Here is a 17,143-nt window from a genome sequence, read left to right as displayed (position 1 = left end):
TTCGTTTGTGGATAGCTATGATCACTCAAGGTGCTATTCCTGGCAAATCGAACGTATTCAATTAAGCTCTCTCTGCTCACTCAGCCTCGGCAAAACCAAACAGACGATAGGCGTTATCGGCGGTATCGGCGGTGACAGTTTCAACGGCGACCTGTTTAAGCTCTGCCAATACTTCTGCAATCAAAGGCAACCTGGCGGGCTCATTGGCCTGCCCCTGAAAACCATGCAGTGGCATATCGGGGGAATCGGTCTCTAACAGGAGATGTTCCAGTGGGATTGCAGCGATAGCCTGTCGGGTTTTAGCCGCTCTGGCATAGGTGATTGTACCGCCAACACCCAGCATGCAGCCCTGACGTACATAGTCCCACGCCAGCTGTTCGCTCCCGGAAAACCCATGCACCATGGCGCCATAGTGCGGAGAGTGCGTTTTAAGCAGGGCCAGAAGTTCAGGGTGAGCTTTTCGTACATGCAACACAACGGGCAACGCGTGTCGATTGGCGAGTTCAAGTTGCGCTTTCAGCAGTGCCAGTTGCTTTGGCTTATCAGCGTCCTCGATCACCCAGTCCAAGCCACATTCACCAACCGCCACCAGCTTGGGATGGCCTTGGCTGAGCAACTCATCAAGCTCAGTCAGGTGATTCTCTTTGTGTTGATTTTGAAAATAGGGATGCAGGCCTAAAGCCACATAGATCTCTTCGTACTGCTCAGCCAAAGCTAACAGCGGCTGCCAATGTGCAGCCGATACTGCAGGAACAACAAAGCGTCCGATGCCGACCTGTTTGGCTCGGTCAATTACCCCAGCCAAATCATCGACCAAAGGGGCTAAATCCAGATGACAGTGAGAGTCAATTAACACATTGATAGTTCTCAGGTTGTACCATGTCTAAACAAAGCTATGATAGCTGATATGAATATCAGGCGCTTCTCATCAAATCGCGTTAGTCGAGGCTTCACGCTCGTGGAGCTCGTCATTGTGCTGATTATCCTCGGCATACTGGCTGTCACCGCCCTGTCCAAGTTTATTAACCTGAATGATGAAGCCACTGAATCTACCATTCGCTACACAGTAAAAGCCTTTCAAACAGCCGTTAACTTGGCCAATCAAGGCTGGCGCACTAAAAACGCCAACTCAGGTTTATACAATCTATCCTCTCTGCCCTACAGCGAAGACCCAAACTATGCCTCCCGAGGCACCAGTGGCATTGATATCAACAGCAATGGTTGGCCGACTGGGCTGTGGGAAGACATTCTCGCAAGCGCACCAATTGATACCCCTGAAGACAGCGGTACATATGGTGCGATTAATTTAGACACTGTGGATGATTGTGCTCAGGTATGGATAGGTTTGATGGATTCTACCCAAACCGTTGCCCGCGGCAGTGCCCAATCGGGGGATTATCAGGTCAATTACCTGGGGGACCAGGAGTGTCTGTACGTGTATAAGAATGACCCCAGATACCGCTTTATCTACGATGCTGATAACGGCGAAGTCGAGTACATTTTTGTGCCTTAGTCTTTTCCGTCAAGGCCTCCCAACAAGCCCTACTTTCGCTTTAACCAGAAAATTTCGCGATGATTTCAGGCGCTAATTCAGCACCTGTGCTTGTTTATCATTGGCCGAAACAACATCCGCCAGGTATGTGGATGCCGCATCAGCAGGTAAAGGCTTGGAGAAGTAATATCCCTGTAAGAACTGGCAACCTCGTTGCTTGAAGAACTCCGCCTGATGCGGCTCTTCGATACCCTCTGCAACACAGCGCATGTGGAGAGTCTCTGCCAATCTCAATGTCGCGTTGATAATCTCTTCAGCATTCGCTGATTTGCCAATTTCCGAAACAAAGCTGCGATCAATCTTAAGGATCTCGATGGGGAACTCCTGCAGATAACGCAACGACGAGTAACCGGTACCAAAATCATCCAATGCCAGCTTAAATCCTGCCTCGTTCAAACCGGACATCATCTCTTTGGCCTGTTGGTGGTCAGCCATCAAGGCACCTTCGGTGATCTCCAACGACAGAATATTGGTTGGCAAATTGAACTGGTACATCAACTCACTCAACTCTCCGACCAGCCCATCTTCATCAAAATGCCTGGCCGATAGGTTGACCGATAACTCGACCATGTATCCAGCTTTTCGCCATCTGTAGAGGTCGGCTAATGCCTGTTGCAACAAGTCACGGGTCATAGCTGCAACCAAGCCCAGCTCTTCCGCCTTCGGAATAAAGCGATCAGGAGAGATAAATCCAGATTCGGTTGGCCAGCGCATCAAGACTTCAAATGCCACCACTTGACTTGTGCTGCACTTAACAATTGGCTGGTAGTAAGGGATAAACTTCTGGCGAGCAACGGCGTCCTTGAGCGCATTGGCGAACTGTAATCTGTCCTGAACCTGCTGGTTCATCTGCTCTTGGAAGAACTTTACCACCCCACGTCCAGCCTGCTTAGCATGGTACATAGCGATATCTGAGTGCTTTAACAGATCAGCGGCATTGGCGCCGTCACCAGGGTAGATTGCTATACCGATACTGGTAGAAATGCTGACAGGCTGATCAGAGATGACAATCGGCTGCTCAATTGCTGCCACCAGTTGTTCGGCAACCTGACTGACAGCTTCAGCGCCAGCGTCTTCGATCAAAACTACAAACTCATCACCGCCCAATCGAGCGACAGTATCTACCTTGCGCAAGCTGGCTGAGATCCTGGCAGCAACCACCTTTAGCAAGGAGTCACCAGCTTCATGCCCCAAACTGTCATTCACATATTTGAACCGGTCCAGATCCAGGAACATCACCGCCAAGCTCTTCTCGGCCCTTTCTGCTTGGTCGATAGCATGGCTTAGCCTATCCAGAAGTAACATTCGGTTTGGCAGACCGGTCAGACTATCGAAGCTAGCCATCTTTTGTAATTGGGCGGTGGCCTGCTTTTGTGCTGTGATATCGCTGAACGTCACGGCAAACTGGTTGCCTTCACTGATGCCATTATCCTCAGTTACCGCATAGATATCAGCCTCAACGACGTAACGCTCTCCCGCAAGCGTGGTGATCTTTGTTTCCCCATTCCACTGCTGGCCTTGTTTAAGCGTATTTAACTTCTCAAGAATTAGAGCCTTGCTGCTTGGATTTTGCGCAAACAATGCATTTACCTTTGCCTGCAACTCCTGGTCATCACTGCAAGCGAGTACCTTACGCATTGCAGGGTTAGCGTCCATGACGCGGAAGTCCTGTTCGAGTACTAACACCCATTCATGGGAGTGCTCGAAAATGCGGCCAAACAAGCTGGCTCGTTCGCGAGTCGCATAGATATCAGTCACGTTGGTGTAAGTACCAAGCAATCGCACTTCACCATCACTGGCAATACCACTGCCTATATCTCTGAACCAGAGATAGTACCCTTCTTTGTGGCGCAGGCGATAAGTAATATCCAGACTTTTACGGGCTCCCTTGGTGTAGCGTGTCCAAGCATTAACAAAACGTGTTTGGTCAGCTGTATGAACCAATTCACTGAACTGCAAAATGTTGAGCACAGGGGCATGTTCATAGCCAAGTACACGACTCGGGCGGTCCTGAATCAATACCTCAGAGCGGCTCTCCCACTCCCAGATGCCACTGTCACTGCCACGCAACGCCAGCTGCATTCGTTTCTCACTCTGCTCCGTTGCCTGATGAGCTCGCAAAATCTGCCGCCTGTGAGCGACTCTTCGCCGCCAAAAACACCCAACAGCTACCAAAACGAAAGCGCCGTAGGCAAATATGGCCCTTGGCGATGCAAACGGTGGGTAAGCGACGTTAATGAAGACCTTTGCTGGCTGTCCTTTCTCGCCGGTTTCGGCCGATAATGCCCAGACCGTGAGAGTGTAGGAACCGGGAGATAACGAAGCGAACGTTGCTCTACTCTCCGCGGATGGCGGATACTCAACCTCTTTGGCTCCTGATAATCGATAGGTGTAGGTGACGTTTTCCTGTTCGGAGAAAGAGAGCGCAGAAAAGTCGACGGCCAAACCCACATCATCATGATTAAGTTTGATTGTGCTGCCATTGAGATCTCGATATGGCAGAGCCAATTCTCTCGACATCAAATTAATACCAGAAATCACCACGCCCGGATTAGTAATGGCAGACTGGCTGACGACATTGGGTTCGAAGAGTGTGATCCCCTTGTACCCACCATAACTAAACCGCCCATCTGACAGGCGAACACCCGCAAACTCTGCAAACTCTTCAGTGGCCAGGCCATGCATCAAGGTGTAACGACGTACATGATGTGTTTTGGTATCGAGCTTCAAAATGCCCTTAATCGAGCTCATCCATAACGCACCGCCGGCTTGAAAATGAAGGCTGTAAACTTCATTAGAGGGCAGCCCCTGATGACGCTTATAGAAGAACTTCTCTTGGTAAGTTTCTGCGTCCAGCGCCACTAATCCGACACCAGGATAAGAGACCCATAGCAGTCCGTTATCGTCCAGCGCCCAGCTTTCCGCATAAACGTAACGTTGCGCCTTCTCGCGCCTAATATTGTGGAGCTCTTTGACTTCGCCGGTTTCGAAATCGTAATACCAAAGGCTGTAGGTGCCACTCATTAGCACCCCGGTTGTGTCTCCGGGTAACTGACCGATAAATCCCCATGACATTTCTGGAAGCAGTGCACTCCGATTCAGGTCATCAATTGGAGAGAGCTGCCTGGTGGTGGGGTCGTAACTAAAGTAACCCTGCTCATGCACAAACCAGAGCTTACCCTCTGCAGTGACATGAATACCCCAATGCTCTCCGCCTTCAAGCATTTCAGGGTTAACAGCCAAGGCTTCAAGTGAGCGGAGCTCGCCACTCAGTTTGTCGAACAGGCCTGTACCTTCACCATGATTAACCCAAAGCTTTTCCTCTCCAGCGTCCAGGATTTGGTAAATAGAACTTGAAGACCTCACCGCTTTGTCATCGGGATTAACCAGAAAACTCTTTACCTTTCCGCTAACCAGATCGACCCGGTTAAGTCCGTTGTCGGTTCCTACCCAGAGCGTTTCGGGGTTTTCCTGCCACTGTCCCCAAACCACATCATTACTCAGGCCCGCACTTTGGTGAGTCATGTTAGTAAATAATTCTGGCCTGACTTGCCAATACAGCGCACCGTCAGTATCTGAACCCAGCCAGAGATTACCCTCTCGGTCCAAAGTCAGGTCGTACAGTTGATCGCTGGATATGTGATAAATCGATAACTCAGGGTTTAACAGATGGATGCTTTGATCTGTGTTTGGATCGTAACTAAACAGTCCAAGGTCAGTTGCAAGGTAATACAGATGTTTGCGGCGAACCATAGCCCAGGTATTAATTGAAGGAATAGCGGCTTGGGCCACAATATCCTTACCCTGGCTTAGCTGCTCAACCTGCTCAGGCGTTAATCGGTAAAGGCCTTCAACCGTGCCGATATATAGCTCGCCATCGTCACCAAACTCAAATACTTTGGTATTCACTGCGTCCATTGAGCGCTGTTCTGGTTCCAGGTAATGTACCTGACGAGATTTGAGGGAATCCATATCGACGACATACAGCCCCAGTGTCGTGGCGACGAACAACGAGTTCTTATAATGCACTAAGGCCCTGACGCTGTGCTGCGCTTTGATCTGGTCTTGGTCCAATGAAAAGTAGGTGGTTAGTTCAGCGGTTTGCTTGTTGTACGCCACCACTTTTTCATCTAATGCCAACCAAATACGGCCATCTGGCCCTTCGGTAATAAACTCCGCGGACTGGCTTGGATTATCCAAATAGCCTGATTTTTCTGAGATCTCGGCCCTGATATCCCCGCTGTCAGGATCTAATACAAAGATGCCATCCCACAGCGTGCTTACCCAAATTAGCCCTTCACTGTCTTCAAACAACTCGTAGATGGCGGTGCGATCAAGCACGTTACCCTCGGTCACCAATCGCACCTGGTGACCATCATAGCGGTTTAGTCCCCATTCGGTAGCAACCCATAGGAAACCACTGCGATCAATCAGCAGCGCATTGACAGTGCTTTGTGATAAGCCCTGAGTAACGTTGAGACGCTTAAATCTGGGATCTTTGTAGAGAGGTTCGGCGCGCACAGAAGAGATTGACCACAAACAAAGGGTCAACAAAAGCAATACTCGCCAGAAAGGGCGAAAGCCAGAAACAGGGGGCAAACGAGACTCCACCAATCCACTTACTTGCTTTACAGCAAAACAACTTCAAGCGACATCGGCCCACGAGGCCGACTCTTAGGTAGCAAATCCCTGCACTTATTGTGGCGAAATTTACAGCAATTTAACTGATTAAACAACATCCAAACATAGGGGTAGGACCTCTCGGCATTACTATCATTTATTGCAAAAATCATTTCTACTTTTGCACCTAACTCTCTTGTAAAAGAGCACATAGAATCGCCACCATCAAATGTTAATCGACTTGGCCAACAAGGTGGCCCAGTGGGAGAAAAAGCTATGTTGTTTACCCCTCATCACTTTGGTTCTATCGAACTAAACAACCGGATCGCCATGGCACCCATGACCCGCTCTCGCACGGATCAGCCGGGTGATCTGCCTAACGACCTAATGGCTACCTATTATGCCCAGCGTGCCAGTGCCGGCCTGATTATTACTGAAGGTGCACCAATATCAGCGGTTGCTCGTGGTTACTCGTTGACGCCCGGGATCTACACCCAGGCACATATCGACGGTTGGAAGAAAGTCACTGAGGCGGTGCACAAAGAAGGCGGCAAGATCTTTATCCAACTGTGGCATGTAGGCCGCCGTTCCCATACCAGTATTGCTGGAGAGCAGCCGGTATCAGCGTCGGCAGTGAAGCATCCTGATCAGGTATTTGGCCCACTCTCTGAAGGTGGTTTCGGTATGATTGAAACCGATATGCCACGTGCCATGACACTAGATGACATTCAGCAGACTATTGCCGACTTCGTCCAGGCAGCCAAAAACGCGATGGAAGCAGGCTTTGATGGTGTAGAGCTACATGGGGCTCATGGCTACCTGATAGATCAGTTTATGCGCGTATACAGCAACCAGCGTGACGACCAGTACGGTGGCAATCAGGAAAACCGAATGCGCTTTATGCTGGAAGTAACCCAGGCCGTAGCCAAAGCCATTGGTGGTGACAAAACCGCTATTCGTATCTCACCATTCGTGACCGAAGGGTACGCCACTCCAGATCCGGAGATCACCGAACTGACGTTGAAAGCGATTGAGAAACTGGCACCACTGCAGCTGGCTTATATCCATTTCTCCGAGAACATCTCCAACTACACCGAGATGCCAGAAAGCTATCGCCAGCAAGTGAGAGAGATCTACCCTCACCCCATCATGGTGGCGGGTAAATACACGGTGGAATCAGCCCAAGAGATCCTGAGAAAGGGTTATGCGGACCTGGTCGCGTTTGGTCAGCCATTTATTACCAACCCCGACTTTGTCTATCGCGCGCAACAGAACATTGAACTGACGCCGATCGGTTATGACGCCCACAGCACTTTCTATGGTGGGGGTGCAAAAGGCTATACCGACTACCCAATGGCTCAGCGTTAACTCTTTACAGTTAACAGAAAAAACCTACCGAGAGGGCAGATTCCACTGCCCTCTTTTTCTGATTCAGCGAGTGAGCTTCCTCACCTTCCAATAACCAATACCTACAAAAATCTCTGTTTCCACTTTCAGCAACCAAAAACCGCCTAATATTAGGGTCTGTTGACCTTTGCAGTTTGTTTTTGCAGCAATATGTTGGTGATTTAAGCGAGACAGAGGCTGTGAAGTTGAGTGGCCCTCAACAAATAGCCGATAACGAAGCATAAATCACCAACAAATGCTGCCCCTTCTCTTGAAGGAAATGGGGTTCGTTGAAACACGTTCTGAGCTGCGTCATTCACTACTTACTTAGTTCGCTAAGCTACGTAGCTAACTTCTTGCCCAAAACGTGTTTCATTCGAACAAAATACACACACGAAAGGTCAACAGACCCTGGTAAAAACAAATCTATGGAGAACAGGCATGGCGAACTGGTCACTGCGACGGAAGTTACTCTGGATTATCGCAATCATACTGCTGTTAATGCAGGGACTGCTCTCGACCCTGGTGGGTGTCTCGCTCAGTTCGACGGGGCAGGATTCAAGCGAATCAGCAGCCGATGCGTTTAAGTCTGAAGTTGTTTCTACCATGCAGTTCGCTACACAAAGTGCGGCAGAGGAGGTATCCGGGTACCTCAATCGTGCATTTGACTTGCCGAAAACCATGGCGGCCTTTCTAAGTAATACGTCGGTACATAGCGGAGGCCAGCCGTTTACACGGGATGAAGTAAAAAAGATGGCGCAACACGCCCTCGCCTCGCACCCTGATATCAGCTCAATTTACGCCCAATTTGAACCGAATGGCTACGATGGCAGGGACGCTCAACACAAAAACAATCCGCAACACAGCAGCAATATTGGCACCTTAGAGGTTTATTGGCTCAGGGATGGCAACAAACTGGTATATGAAGAAACCGGAGACCCGAATGATAAGTACCTCTCTGAAAAAGATGAAAATGGCATTCGGGAAGCGGAGTGGTACTTGTGTAGCAGAGACAGCCTGAAGCCCTGCACCATCGAGCCATACCTGTACGAGATTGAGGAGGGCGTACAGGAGCTGATGACGACACTGTCATGGCCAGTCCTTGGCGGCGGCAAATTTCGAGGTCTGGTGGGTATCGATATCAATTTGCCTGTTGTGCAAAAACGGATCCTTGAAGTCAGTAATGAGCTGTTTGGTGGTCAGGGTGAGATGTTGTTAATCAGTGAAATCGGGTTATTAGTTGCCAGCGTGCGCCATCCAGATAGCTTAGGCCAATCGCTCAAGAAGGTAGATCCGGAGCTGGCTGTACAAATCGCTCAATTAGACAAAGGCCAGTTGGAAACAGAGACGGACCTGATCATTGCTCGAGATATTGTCGTAAACGCCTCAAACACCAAATGGCAGTTGATTTTCAAGCTACCCAAGTCGGTTGCACTAAAAGACTCCATTGCGTTCCAGAGCGAGCTCAAATCAGCCTTTGATTCAACACTCTGGCAAATGGTGCTGTTTGGCATCATCGGCACCGTTATCACCGTATTTATTGTCTCTATCATCATTACTGGATTTATTCGCCCCTTGGCCGAAATGAGCCGTCGATTCACCTACCTAGCGGGCGCGGAGGGCGACCTAACCATCAAGTTAAACCGTCAGAAACACAAAGAGCTCAACGAGATGTCTGACGGCTTTAACCTGTTCACCACCAAGTTACGCACCATGATTGCGACCATGAAAACGCAGACAAGTAACCTGCACCAACAGTCTGCCGAACTAGGAGAAGCGGCCAGAGAGTCCAGCAGTGCGGCACAGGTACAGTTCACCGAGACCGAGAGTGTCGCTACAGCCGTCCATGAAATGTCGACCACGGCGCAAGAGGTATCAGCGTTGGCGCAAAACACGCTGGATGAAGCGATAAATGCCGACGGCGTACTGAAGGAGTCCAGCCAAACCTTTTCCGACACAGTGAGTGAGGTAAGAGCCGTCGCTGAAGATATGGACCAGGCCAGTGAGCGTATTGGTCAGGTCGCCGAACGAAGCAATGAGATCTCAGGGATTCTAGATACCATTCGTGCCATTGCAGAACAAACCAATCTGCTGGCGCTAAACGCGGCCATTGAAGCGGCACGAGCAGGTGAGCAGGGTCGAGGCTTTGCCGTAGTGGCAGATGAAGTGAGAAATCTTGCTAAGCGAACACAGGACTCCACCGAGGAGATCGACACCCTGATCAGAGGCCTGCAAAAAGAGGTCGATTCCACCGTCGAACAGATAGAACAAGGCAAACAACGGGTAGAAAACACGGTCACGGAAACCGAACGCAGCTATCAGGGCATGGAGCAGATCACCGGCATGATCGCTGGCATCAATGATAACGCGGCACAGGTGGCCACGGCAGCGGAAGAACAAAGCCACGTAACGGAAGACATCAACCGAAACGTCACCCTGATAGGCGATTCCAGCCGCTCAATTGCCGATATGGCGGGCAAAGTTGAGGCTATTGGCCAGACGGTAAACGATATTGTTGGGGAGTTGGACCAGCAGTTGAGCCAGCTGAAAAGTGACTAATCACTAACCCCTCTTCACCCATAAAAAAACGGCTCATTGGAGCCGTTTTTTCTTTTAAGCCAGACGCTTAATGTTCGCGGGTCTTCATAAACTTAATGTCTGGGAAGCGTTCCTGCGCCAAGCTAAGGTTAACCATGGTTGGGGCGATATACGTCAGGTTATCACCACCGTCCAAGGCCAAGTTGTCGTGAGCCTTCTTCTTAAACTCTTCAAACTTCTTGCTATCATCACCCGCAACCCAGCGCGCGGTCGCAACGCTGATCGGCTCATAAATAGCATCCACTTTGTATTCACTTTTCAGACGTGCCACTACGACGTCAAACTGCAGCACACCGACAGCACCCACAATCAGATCGTTGTTGCGCAATGGGCGGAACACCTGAACCGCGCCCTCTTCAGCAAGCTGCAGCAGGCCTTTTTGCAGGTGTTTCATCTTCAGCGGATCTTTCAGCTGAATTCGACGGAACATTTCCGGCGCAAAGTTAGGAATACCCGTGAAGCGCAGCGCTTCACCCTGACTGAAGGTGTCACCGATCTGGATCGTGCCATGGTTATGTAAACCAATAATATCGCCCGGATAAGCTTCATCGGCATGGCTTCTGTCGCCAGCCATAAAGGTTACCGCATCAGAGATGGAGATATCTTTACCAATACGCACGTGGCGCATCTTCATCCCTTTCTGGTACTTACCAGAGCAGATACGCATAAAGGCGATACGGTCACGGTGTTTAGGATCCATATTGGCCTGGATCTTAAATACAAAGCCGCTGAACTTGTCTTCGTCAGGCGTTACATCACGCTCTTCAGTAGCACGCCCCTGTGGCTTAGGCGCCCACTCAACCAAGCCATCCAGCATATGGTCGACACCAAAGTTACCCAATGCGGTACCGAAGTAAACCGGCGTCAACTCGCCCGCCAGGAACATCTCAAGATCAAATGGGTGAGACGCCCCCTGCACCAATTCCATCTCTTCGCGCAGCTGTTCAGCAAAGTCTTCACCAATTGCCTCTTCCAGTTCAGGGTTATCCAACCCCTTCACTGTGCGCAACTCCTGGATGGTGTGGCCCTGACCACTTTGATATAGGATCACTTCGTCACGCAGGATATGGTAAACACCCTTGAACAACTTGCCTGAGCCGATAGGCCAGGTGATAGGTGCGCAGGCGATTTTAAGAACGTCTTCGACTTCATCCATCAGCTCGATGGGATCGCGGATATCGCGGTCAAGTTTGTTCATAAAGGTGAGGATCGGCGTGTCTCTCAAGCGAGTCACTTCCATCAACTTGATGGTACGGTCCTCTACACCTTTTGCTGAATCAATCACCATCAGGCAACTGTCTACAGCCGTCAGCGTACGGTAAGTATCTTCCGAGAAGTCTTCGTGTCCTGGTGTATCCAGCAGGTTTACCAGCGCATCGTTATACGGAAACTGCATCACCGAGGTGGTCACCGAGATACCACGCTCTTTCTCCATCTCCATCCAGTCAGATTTAGCATGCTGACCCGAACCACGGCCTTTTACGGTACCGGCTTTCTGCAAAGCCTGTCCGAATAGCAGTACCTTTTCGGTAATGGTGGTTTTACCCGCATCCGGGTGCGAGATGATGGCGAACGTACGGCGTTTGTTCACCTCACTCAACTGAATGTCATTGGACATGAAAAAGAGACCTCGACCTCAATATATGAGGGTATTCAATAGAGAACAGATAATTGGCGGAGGATTATAAAGGATTTAACAACGAATTGAACGCTGATTAAACGATGATGCAATAATCTACATGGCCAGGCTTAGTCCCATGACCAAAGCGTCTTCCCGCCCCTCTGCCGCAGGGTAGTAATTCTTTCTTACACCCAATTGATTAAAGCCTTCAGAGAGGTAAAGCCCCTGTGCGGATACATTCGATGCCCTGACCTCAAGAAACAGGTGTTTCACCCCATTTTGTTCAGCATGGTCCAAAAGATGAGTTAACAGTTTGCGACCAAAGCCGTTGCCTTGCGCTTCAGGTATTACAGCAATATCTGTCACCGTTAACTCATCCAGCACCACTGACGCCAGATAGAAACCAACTATGGTGTTATCCAGCTCGATCCCATAGGTAAGGTCCTGTCCGGAGAGGCTCTGAGCTATGATAGATTCTGCAGCGGGGTGAGAGTGGCAACGATGCTCAATCTCTATGACTCTGGCCAGATCAGTGGCTTGAAGTTCTCGGATGCTCACTAGATAGTCTCATTCAGCACTTGAAGGGTAAAAAGCCGAGGTTGAAAGTGTTTGCCATAGTTTTTGCTTCAAAGCTTTTGACTCTGAAAGTACGTCCAATGAAGGCGTCACTAATTCTCTGTCACTCAAACCAATATCAGTACCATCCATGCGCCATAGCAGGCCGGCATTAGCGGATTCGACATCAGAGCTTGAAGCAACATCGATCTCAACGAGAGACAAAGCTACCGCTACACCTTTTACCAGTTTGGACTCAGAGATAGAGTTGGGATCATCGGCAATAATGAGCAAATGATCAGCCGAGTTCACGTCTGCTCTATCAACGTTGTGATTAACATAAACGGTCTCGTCTATCTGCATTTCTGCCAGAACTTGACGTTGTAAATCAGTGAGAGTCATCGGCTATCGGCTGGAATAAAAGGAGTTGGAAATTGTAGCATTACGATCGATTGATACACCACTTAGCATTTCGTTTGTTAGTAAAAAGCGTGCGGCCGCTAGGGATGGCGAAAATGTCGAAAACGCATGGAGCAGTTTCCGACCTTACTTCCTGTACACAGCGTGCACTTTGGGTATCGCCGCTCTTGCACATTGCCATGCACCACCAAGTGTTTTGGGTACCATGTGCCCGCGGCATACGACCGCCAGGGATGGTGGAAATGTCGAAAACGCATGGAGCAGTTTTCGACCGTATTTTCTGTACATCGCCGCTCCTGCACATCCATGTGCCCGCGGCATACCGTACTTCCTGTACATAAAAAAGCGGTGCTCAAGGCACCGCTCAAAAACACAAGGGAATGTGTAAAGGCTATCTCTCAGGACGTGAAAGTCTTCAGGTAACTTCTCTCTTCATCTGCTTTGGCAATACCACTCATTTTTGCCAGGAAGAAACAAAAGCCAGCAGATAGAACAGATAATAGGCCCACAACCATATTGCCAGATTGGTGAGACTGGGAACCGTACATATTGGAGCTATGCAGCATCAAGGCATCTGACGCGCCATACAGAGCCACAACACCTAAAATCATTAAACCTACTTTGCCTAATACTTCTAACTTCATTAGTTCACCTCAACCAACTCAATTTTATTTTTTAATACGTCGGTTGTACTCCATTACAGCTACCGTGGGGGGTAAGCTTCTCCCAAAGTGGACTGCCCGCCAGCAACTCACTTACCCTTATCAATAGCAGAGCCCTTATATGTCAGCAATTTTTACAACTAAGTTTAATTCCAAGTTGATAAGGGGCTCACACAATTGATTTAGATCAAGTTGCCAGATAGGAAAAACAATGTTGGAAGTCGTTGCTGCCGTGCTGATTAACGAGCAAGGCAAATGGTTAATTGCTCAGCGCCCAGCCCATAAAGTCCGAGCAGGTTTATGGGAGTTTCCCGGTGGCAAGGTTGAAAAAGAAGAAACGCCAGAGCAGGCCCTGATAAGGGAGCTCGAAGAAGAGTTTGGCTTCACGCCTATCACCAACCACTTCACTCACCTTTGTTCGGTGGACCACAGCTACTCAGACTTAGATCTAAAGCTACACAGCTACAGTCTGGTTGTAGGTGCAGTAAATATTGAGCCAAAAGAACACCAAGCTATCGCTTGGGTGGATAGAGAGACAATCGGGGATTACCACATTTCTGCAGCGGATAGCGCCACGGTCGATAAGTTGAATGAAATAGACTGCTGAAAAGCAAAAGGCCCGCATGATGCGGGCCTTTCTGAATATGGCAGGAGTGGAGGGACTCGAACCCCCAACCATCGGTTTTGGAGACCGCTGTTCTACCAATTGGAACTACACTCCTAAAGCAGGGCGCGATTATACCTAAGCCTTGCCAAAGGTAAAGGCCCAAAAGGGCCTTATTGAGTCGATTGAATGCAGTTTAACCAATTTGCGCAAACGACGGATTAAAACTGTGCTCCGGATCGCCCAGCTACCGCTTTACCCGCGCTCTTCCTCGATAATGACTTTACCAATGTAAGGCAGATTTCTATATTTCTCTGCCCAGTCGATACCATAACCAACAACAAAGGTATCGGGCACTTCATAACCCACATAATCAACCGGAACATCAACTTCTCTTCGTGACGTCTTGTCGAGTAAGGTACAGATTTTCAATGAGCGCGGCTCGCGCAGCAGAAGCATTTGACGTACTTTGCTCAACGTAAATCCGCTATCAATAATGTCTTCCACGATCAGGACATCGCGTCCCTTAATATCGACTTCAATATCCTTCAAAACCCGAACATCACCTGAGGTTTGCATACGATGGCCGTAGCTGCTTACCACCATAAAATCCAGCTCAACGCTGCTGGATACCTCTCTGCAAAGATCTGCCAGAAACACGACGGAGCCCTTCAGCAAGCCAATCATCAATAGCTGTTCTGTATTCTCGTAGTCCTGGCTTATCTGCTGACCAAGGCGATTCAGTGTCTTCTTCAGTTCAGCTTCGCTGTACAGGGTATCAATGCGATGTTTCATGTCTTTACCAAATAAATTATTTGATACTGATTTTAATAGATTTCTTAGACTTATGCTCCTTCACTTGGATCTTCGCTTGGTGGGACGTAACTCTTTAACAGGCTGGCAATGTGCAGTGGTTTCCGACCATCAAGATTCGCGATCTGCTGTGAGCAGGAGAACCCATTGCACAGCACGGTTGCTTCTTTGTTCTCTGAAAGCCGTGGCAGCAGCGACAGTTCAGCCATGCCCCGTGATACTTCAGCAAACTCAGCGTGAAGGCCAAAAGATCCTGCCATTCCGCAACAGCTTGAATCGATGAAGTCGAACCGCAACTCAGGGACCAACCTCAGCACTCGCCTCACAGATTTCATCGCACCGACTGCCTTCTGGTGACAATGGCCATGAACTAGCACCTCTTCCTTTTCTTTTGCGGCGTCAAACTTAATATCGAATCGCCCCTGCTTATGCTCGCGCGCAACAAACTCTTCAAACAGCAGAACAGACTCCGAAACCTGTTTTGCCTCATCACCCAGCCCCAGCACAAGATACTCATCTCTAAGCATGAGTAGGCTAGAAGGCTCAAGTCCAACGACCTGCCATCCGTTTCTCACATGAGGTAACAGAATCGACAGGAGACGCTGCGCTTCCTGTTTAGTTCTTTGTACCCGCCCATGTGAGATCAGGCTTCGGCCAGAGTCGAGCAAATCTCCCCCACTTTGAAAAGGATGTACGACCCATACCGTGTACCCGGCACGCCTCAGCAATGACAACGCATCATCGGCATGTTGCGGGTGAAACAGCGCAGTAAATGCGTCGACCCATAGAACAACAGACTTACTGCTGATCTTGCCAGAAAAGGGAGAGTAAACGCGACGTTCAGCGCTAAACCGCTGTTTAGCTGGCACTGGCAATTTAACGCTAGGGGATAACCCGACGAAGATCTCAGATAGCTTGGCAAACCATCTATATCGATTGTGAAGGAGAATAAGCCAACCCAAAACAGGAAACCGATATAACAGAGAAACCCATTCGGCTAACAACCAATTACGTAAAGACTTTCTTAGGCCCCGTTTTTGCTGAGCTTCAAACTCAACTTTAATTTGAGACATATCCAGGTTGTTCTCACACTCGCGCTTGCATCCTTTACAGGCGACGCACAGATCCATCGCGCGCTTAAGTTCTGGATCACTTGAAAGTTCAACTGACTGTTCGGCATTCAGTAGTTTTTTCAGTAAACGAACACGACCACCAGGTGAAAGCGCTGGATCATTGGTCACTCTGTAACTTGGACACATAACGCCACGGGTTTGCTGCTCACATACACCGCTTTGAATACATACTGCTACCGCTTTTGCGAAATCCCCTCCCTGACGAGGAATATCCGCATAAGCATCTCCCATGCCTTGGTCACGGTACGCTTGCCAATCTAACTTGTGCTCCATCTGTACTCCTCAAGACGGTTGCCACGAATAAATACCTCTTTTCAAATTCGATGCCGGATAGGCACTTTGAGTGGAAACAGTATCGAGAGGTTGAAGTGGCGAAGGACGATGGGGTGCAATAAAAGCAAAAGCCACCATTATTGGTGGCTTGACTGGATAGATGGGAGCTGTGGCTAAGCGCCTCCAGGCTCGCCAGTGAATTCCACAAGTAGATCCTCATCAGTCACTATCATCTGACAAGCGAGTCGATGTGTGGGTGGTAGATCCTGCAAATCAGCACGCTCAGCTTCTTTGGCGGGAAGCTTACCGATGGATTTCAGCACAGAACGCTCTTTGTCGGTCAGCATCACGCCTTTAATACGGTCTCCGTCCAGGTGAGTCACCTTAACCAGGCAAGAGCCGCATTCGCCATCACGGCATTCACAAGGGATCTTAATGCCATTTTCTTCTGCCAGACCCAGCAAAGCAGTTCGTTTACCCGCAACCGCCTCCACTTTTTTATTCTTCGTCATCGTTGGCGAAGAGAAATATACGATAGCCATTTCGTTTTCCTTTTTTGAGTTGATTGGATAGTCACTAATTCCAATCAATTGCAAATAGTGACCCAGACTCGCAAGGACTGTTGTAGTGCGGTTCGCACACTAACTTTGTTGCAGGTTTTCGGAGAATGTTTGTGAGTTTGTTGGAAGACAAACATTTTTGAAGGGCTTCTAGTTGAAAGGATTTTGCAAAGGAAGAGGCAGCCCAAGGGCAAAGACGCATCTCCCCCTGAAAGGGCTGTTAGAAGCAACATGTTTGTATTTTGGTTATCCGCGCGAAGCGCCGCTCACATGGGGGTGAAGACAGTGCGCTGACGAAGCATCGCTTCGTGCACTGGCTGAACGCCTGAGGGCTATGCCCGAAGGC

13 protein-coding genes and 1 tRNA gene are annotated in these 17,143 nt (G+C 49.3%); 4 read left to right on the top strand and 10 right to left on the bottom strand.

Annotated elements, in window-relative coordinates; genetic code table 11:
- Nucleotides 1-76 precede the first annotated feature (76 nt).
- Nucleotides 77-856, bottom strand: a complete 780-nt coding sequence (locus tag ABEA14_RS10805) for a TatD family hydrolase (protein WP_345340011.1) — start codon at nt 854-856, stop codon at nt 77-79.
- A 102-nt stretch (nt 857-958) separates the two neighbouring features.
- On the opposite strand from ABEA14_RS10805, the gene ABEA14_RS10800 reads away from it, so the two are divergent.
- On the top strand, nt 959-1,513 hold the full coding sequence (locus tag ABEA14_RS10800; protein ID WP_425557249.1) for a type II secretion system protein: 555 nt from the start codon (nt 959-961) through the stop codon (nt 1,511-1,513).
- Nucleotides 1,514-1,585: 72 nt separating this feature from the next.
- On the opposite strand, the gene ABEA14_RS10795 is transcribed toward ABEA14_RS10800, so the two are convergent.
- Nucleotides 1,586-6,151 carry an EAL domain-containing protein gene (locus tag ABEA14_RS10795; RefSeq protein WP_345340009.1) on the bottom strand — a complete coding sequence of 1,522 codons (4,566 nt, stop codon included), beginning with the start codon at nt 6,149-6,151 and terminating at the stop codon, nt 1,586-1,588.
- A gap of 297 nt (nt 6,152-6,448) precedes the next feature.
- Between ABEA14_RS10795 and ABEA14_RS10790 the strand changes: the two genes are divergently transcribed.
- Both ABEA14_RS10790 and ABEA14_RS10785 read left to right on the top strand, forming a co-directional pair.
- Complete coding sequence (locus ABEA14_RS10790; RefSeq protein ID WP_345340008.1) at nt 6,449-7,540, top strand: alkene reductase; 1,092 nt, start codon at nt 6,449-6,451, stop codon at nt 7,538-7,540.
- Nucleotides 7,541-7,999: 459 nt separating this feature from the next.
- Nucleotides 8,000-10,117, top strand: a complete 2,118-nt coding sequence (locus ABEA14_RS10785; RefSeq protein WP_345340007.1) for a methyl-accepting chemotaxis protein — start codon at nt 8,000-8,002, stop codon at nt 10,115-10,117.
- Between the two features lie 67 nt (nt 10,118-10,184).
- Here ABEA14_RS10785 and prfC read toward each other — a convergent pair whose 3' ends face one another.
- From prfC to ABEA14_RS10765, 4 genes are all read right to left on the bottom strand, one after another.
- Nucleotides 10,185-11,774: a peptide chain release factor 3 gene (gene prfC / locus ABEA14_RS10780; protein WP_345340006.1), complete on the bottom strand. Its 1,590-nt coding sequence runs from the start codon at nt 11,772-11,774 to the stop codon at nt 10,185-10,187.
- A 117-nt stretch (nt 11,775-11,891) separates the two neighbouring features.
- On the bottom strand, nt 11,892-12,335 hold the full coding sequence (rimI, locus tag ABEA14_RS10775; RefSeq protein ID WP_345340005.1) for a ribosomal protein S18-alanine N-acetyltransferase: 444 nt from the start codon (nt 12,333-12,335) through the stop codon (nt 11,892-11,894).
- Between the two features lie 9 nt (nt 12,336-12,344).
- A complete protein-coding gene (locus ABEA14_RS10770; protein WP_345340004.1) occupies nt 12,345-12,734 on the bottom strand; it encodes a hypothetical protein in 390 nt (129 codons plus the stop codon).
- A 416-nt stretch (nt 12,735-13,150) separates the two neighbouring features.
- Entirely contained in the window at nt 13,151-13,396 is a 246-nt protein-coding gene (locus ABEA14_RS10765; protein ID WP_345340003.1) for a hypothetical protein, read from the bottom strand.
- A gap of 229 nt (nt 13,397-13,625) precedes the next feature.
- On the opposite strand from ABEA14_RS10765, the gene ABEA14_RS10760 reads away from it, so the two are divergent.
- The gene (locus tag ABEA14_RS10760) at nt 13,626-14,021 is read left to right on the top strand and encodes a (deoxy)nucleoside triphosphate pyrophosphohydrolase (RefSeq protein WP_345340002.1); all 396 of its coding nucleotides are present in this window, start codon (nt 13,626-13,628) and stop codon (nt 14,019-14,021) included.
- 38 nt (nt 14,022-14,059) lie between these two features.
- On the opposite strand, the gene ABEA14_RS10755 is transcribed toward ABEA14_RS10760, so the two are convergent.
- From ABEA14_RS10755 to ABEA14_RS10740, 4 genes are all read right to left on the bottom strand, one after another.
- Nucleotides 14,060-14,136, bottom strand: a tRNA-Trp gene (locus ABEA14_RS10755).
- Nucleotides 14,137-14,273: 137 nt separating this feature from the next.
- A complete protein-coding gene (gene hpt / locus ABEA14_RS10750) occupies nt 14,274-14,813 on the bottom strand; it encodes a hypoxanthine phosphoribosyltransferase (RefSeq protein ID WP_345340001.1) in 540 nt (179 codons plus the stop codon).
- A 50-nt stretch (nt 14,814-14,863) separates the two neighbouring features.
- Nucleotides 14,864-16,237, bottom strand: coding sequence for a (Fe-S)-binding protein (locus ABEA14_RS10745; RefSeq protein WP_345340000.1), 1,374 nt, complete (start codon nt 16,235-16,237; stop codon nt 14,864-14,866).
- A gap of 173 nt (nt 16,238-16,410) precedes the next feature.
- Nucleotides 16,411-16,779 carry a 2Fe-2S iron-sulfur cluster-binding protein gene (locus tag ABEA14_RS10740; protein ID WP_345339999.1) on the bottom strand — a complete coding sequence of 123 codons (369 nt, stop codon included), beginning with the start codon at nt 16,777-16,779 and terminating at the stop codon, nt 16,411-16,413.
- Nucleotides 16,780-17,143 lie beyond the last annotated feature (364 nt).

This window comes from Corallincola platygyrae (assembly GCF_039544265.1).
In the GTDB taxonomy this organism is placed as follows: domain Bacteria; phylum Pseudomonadota; class Gammaproteobacteria; order Enterobacterales; family Neiellaceae; genus Corallincola; species Corallincola platygyrae.
This window is presented reverse-complemented; position numbering and strand designations above follow the sequence as displayed.

Excerpts from the sequence above, each read along its gene's own strand:
- ABEA14_RS10790 (WP_345340008.1), top strand. The coding sequence starts at position 6,449 with ATGTTGTTTACCCCTCATCACTTTGGTTCTATCGAACTAAACAACCGG.
- ABEA14_RS10785 (WP_345340007.1), top strand. The coding sequence starts at position 8,000 with ATGGCGAACTGGTCACTGCGACGGAAGTTACTCTGGATTATCGCAATC.
- prfC (WP_345340006.1), bottom strand. The coding sequence starts at position 11,774 with ATGTCCAATGACATTCAGTTGAGTGAGGTGAACAAACGCCGTACGTTC.
- ABEA14_RS10770 (WP_345340004.1), bottom strand. The coding sequence starts at position 12,734 with ATGACTCTCACTGATTTACAACGTCAAGTTCTGGCAGAAATGCAGATA.
- ABEA14_RS10765 (WP_345340003.1), bottom strand. The coding sequence starts at position 13,396 with ATGAAGTTAGAAGTATTAGGCAAAGTAGGTTTAATGATTTTAGGTGTT.
- ABEA14_RS10760 (WP_345340002.1), top strand. The coding sequence starts at position 13,626 with ATGTTGGAAGTCGTTGCTGCCGTGCTGATTAACGAGCAAGGCAAATGG.
- hpt (WP_345340001.1), bottom strand. The coding sequence starts at position 14,813 with ATGAAACATCGCATTGATACCCTGTACAGCGAAGCTGAACTGAAGAAG.
- ABEA14_RS10745 (WP_345340000.1), bottom strand. The coding sequence starts at position 16,237 with ATGGAGCACAAGTTAGATTGGCAAGCGTACCGTGACCAAGGCATGGGA.
- ABEA14_RS10740 (WP_345339999.1), bottom strand. The coding sequence starts at position 16,779 with ATGGCTATCGTATATTTCTCTTCGCCAACGATGACGAAGAATAAAAAA.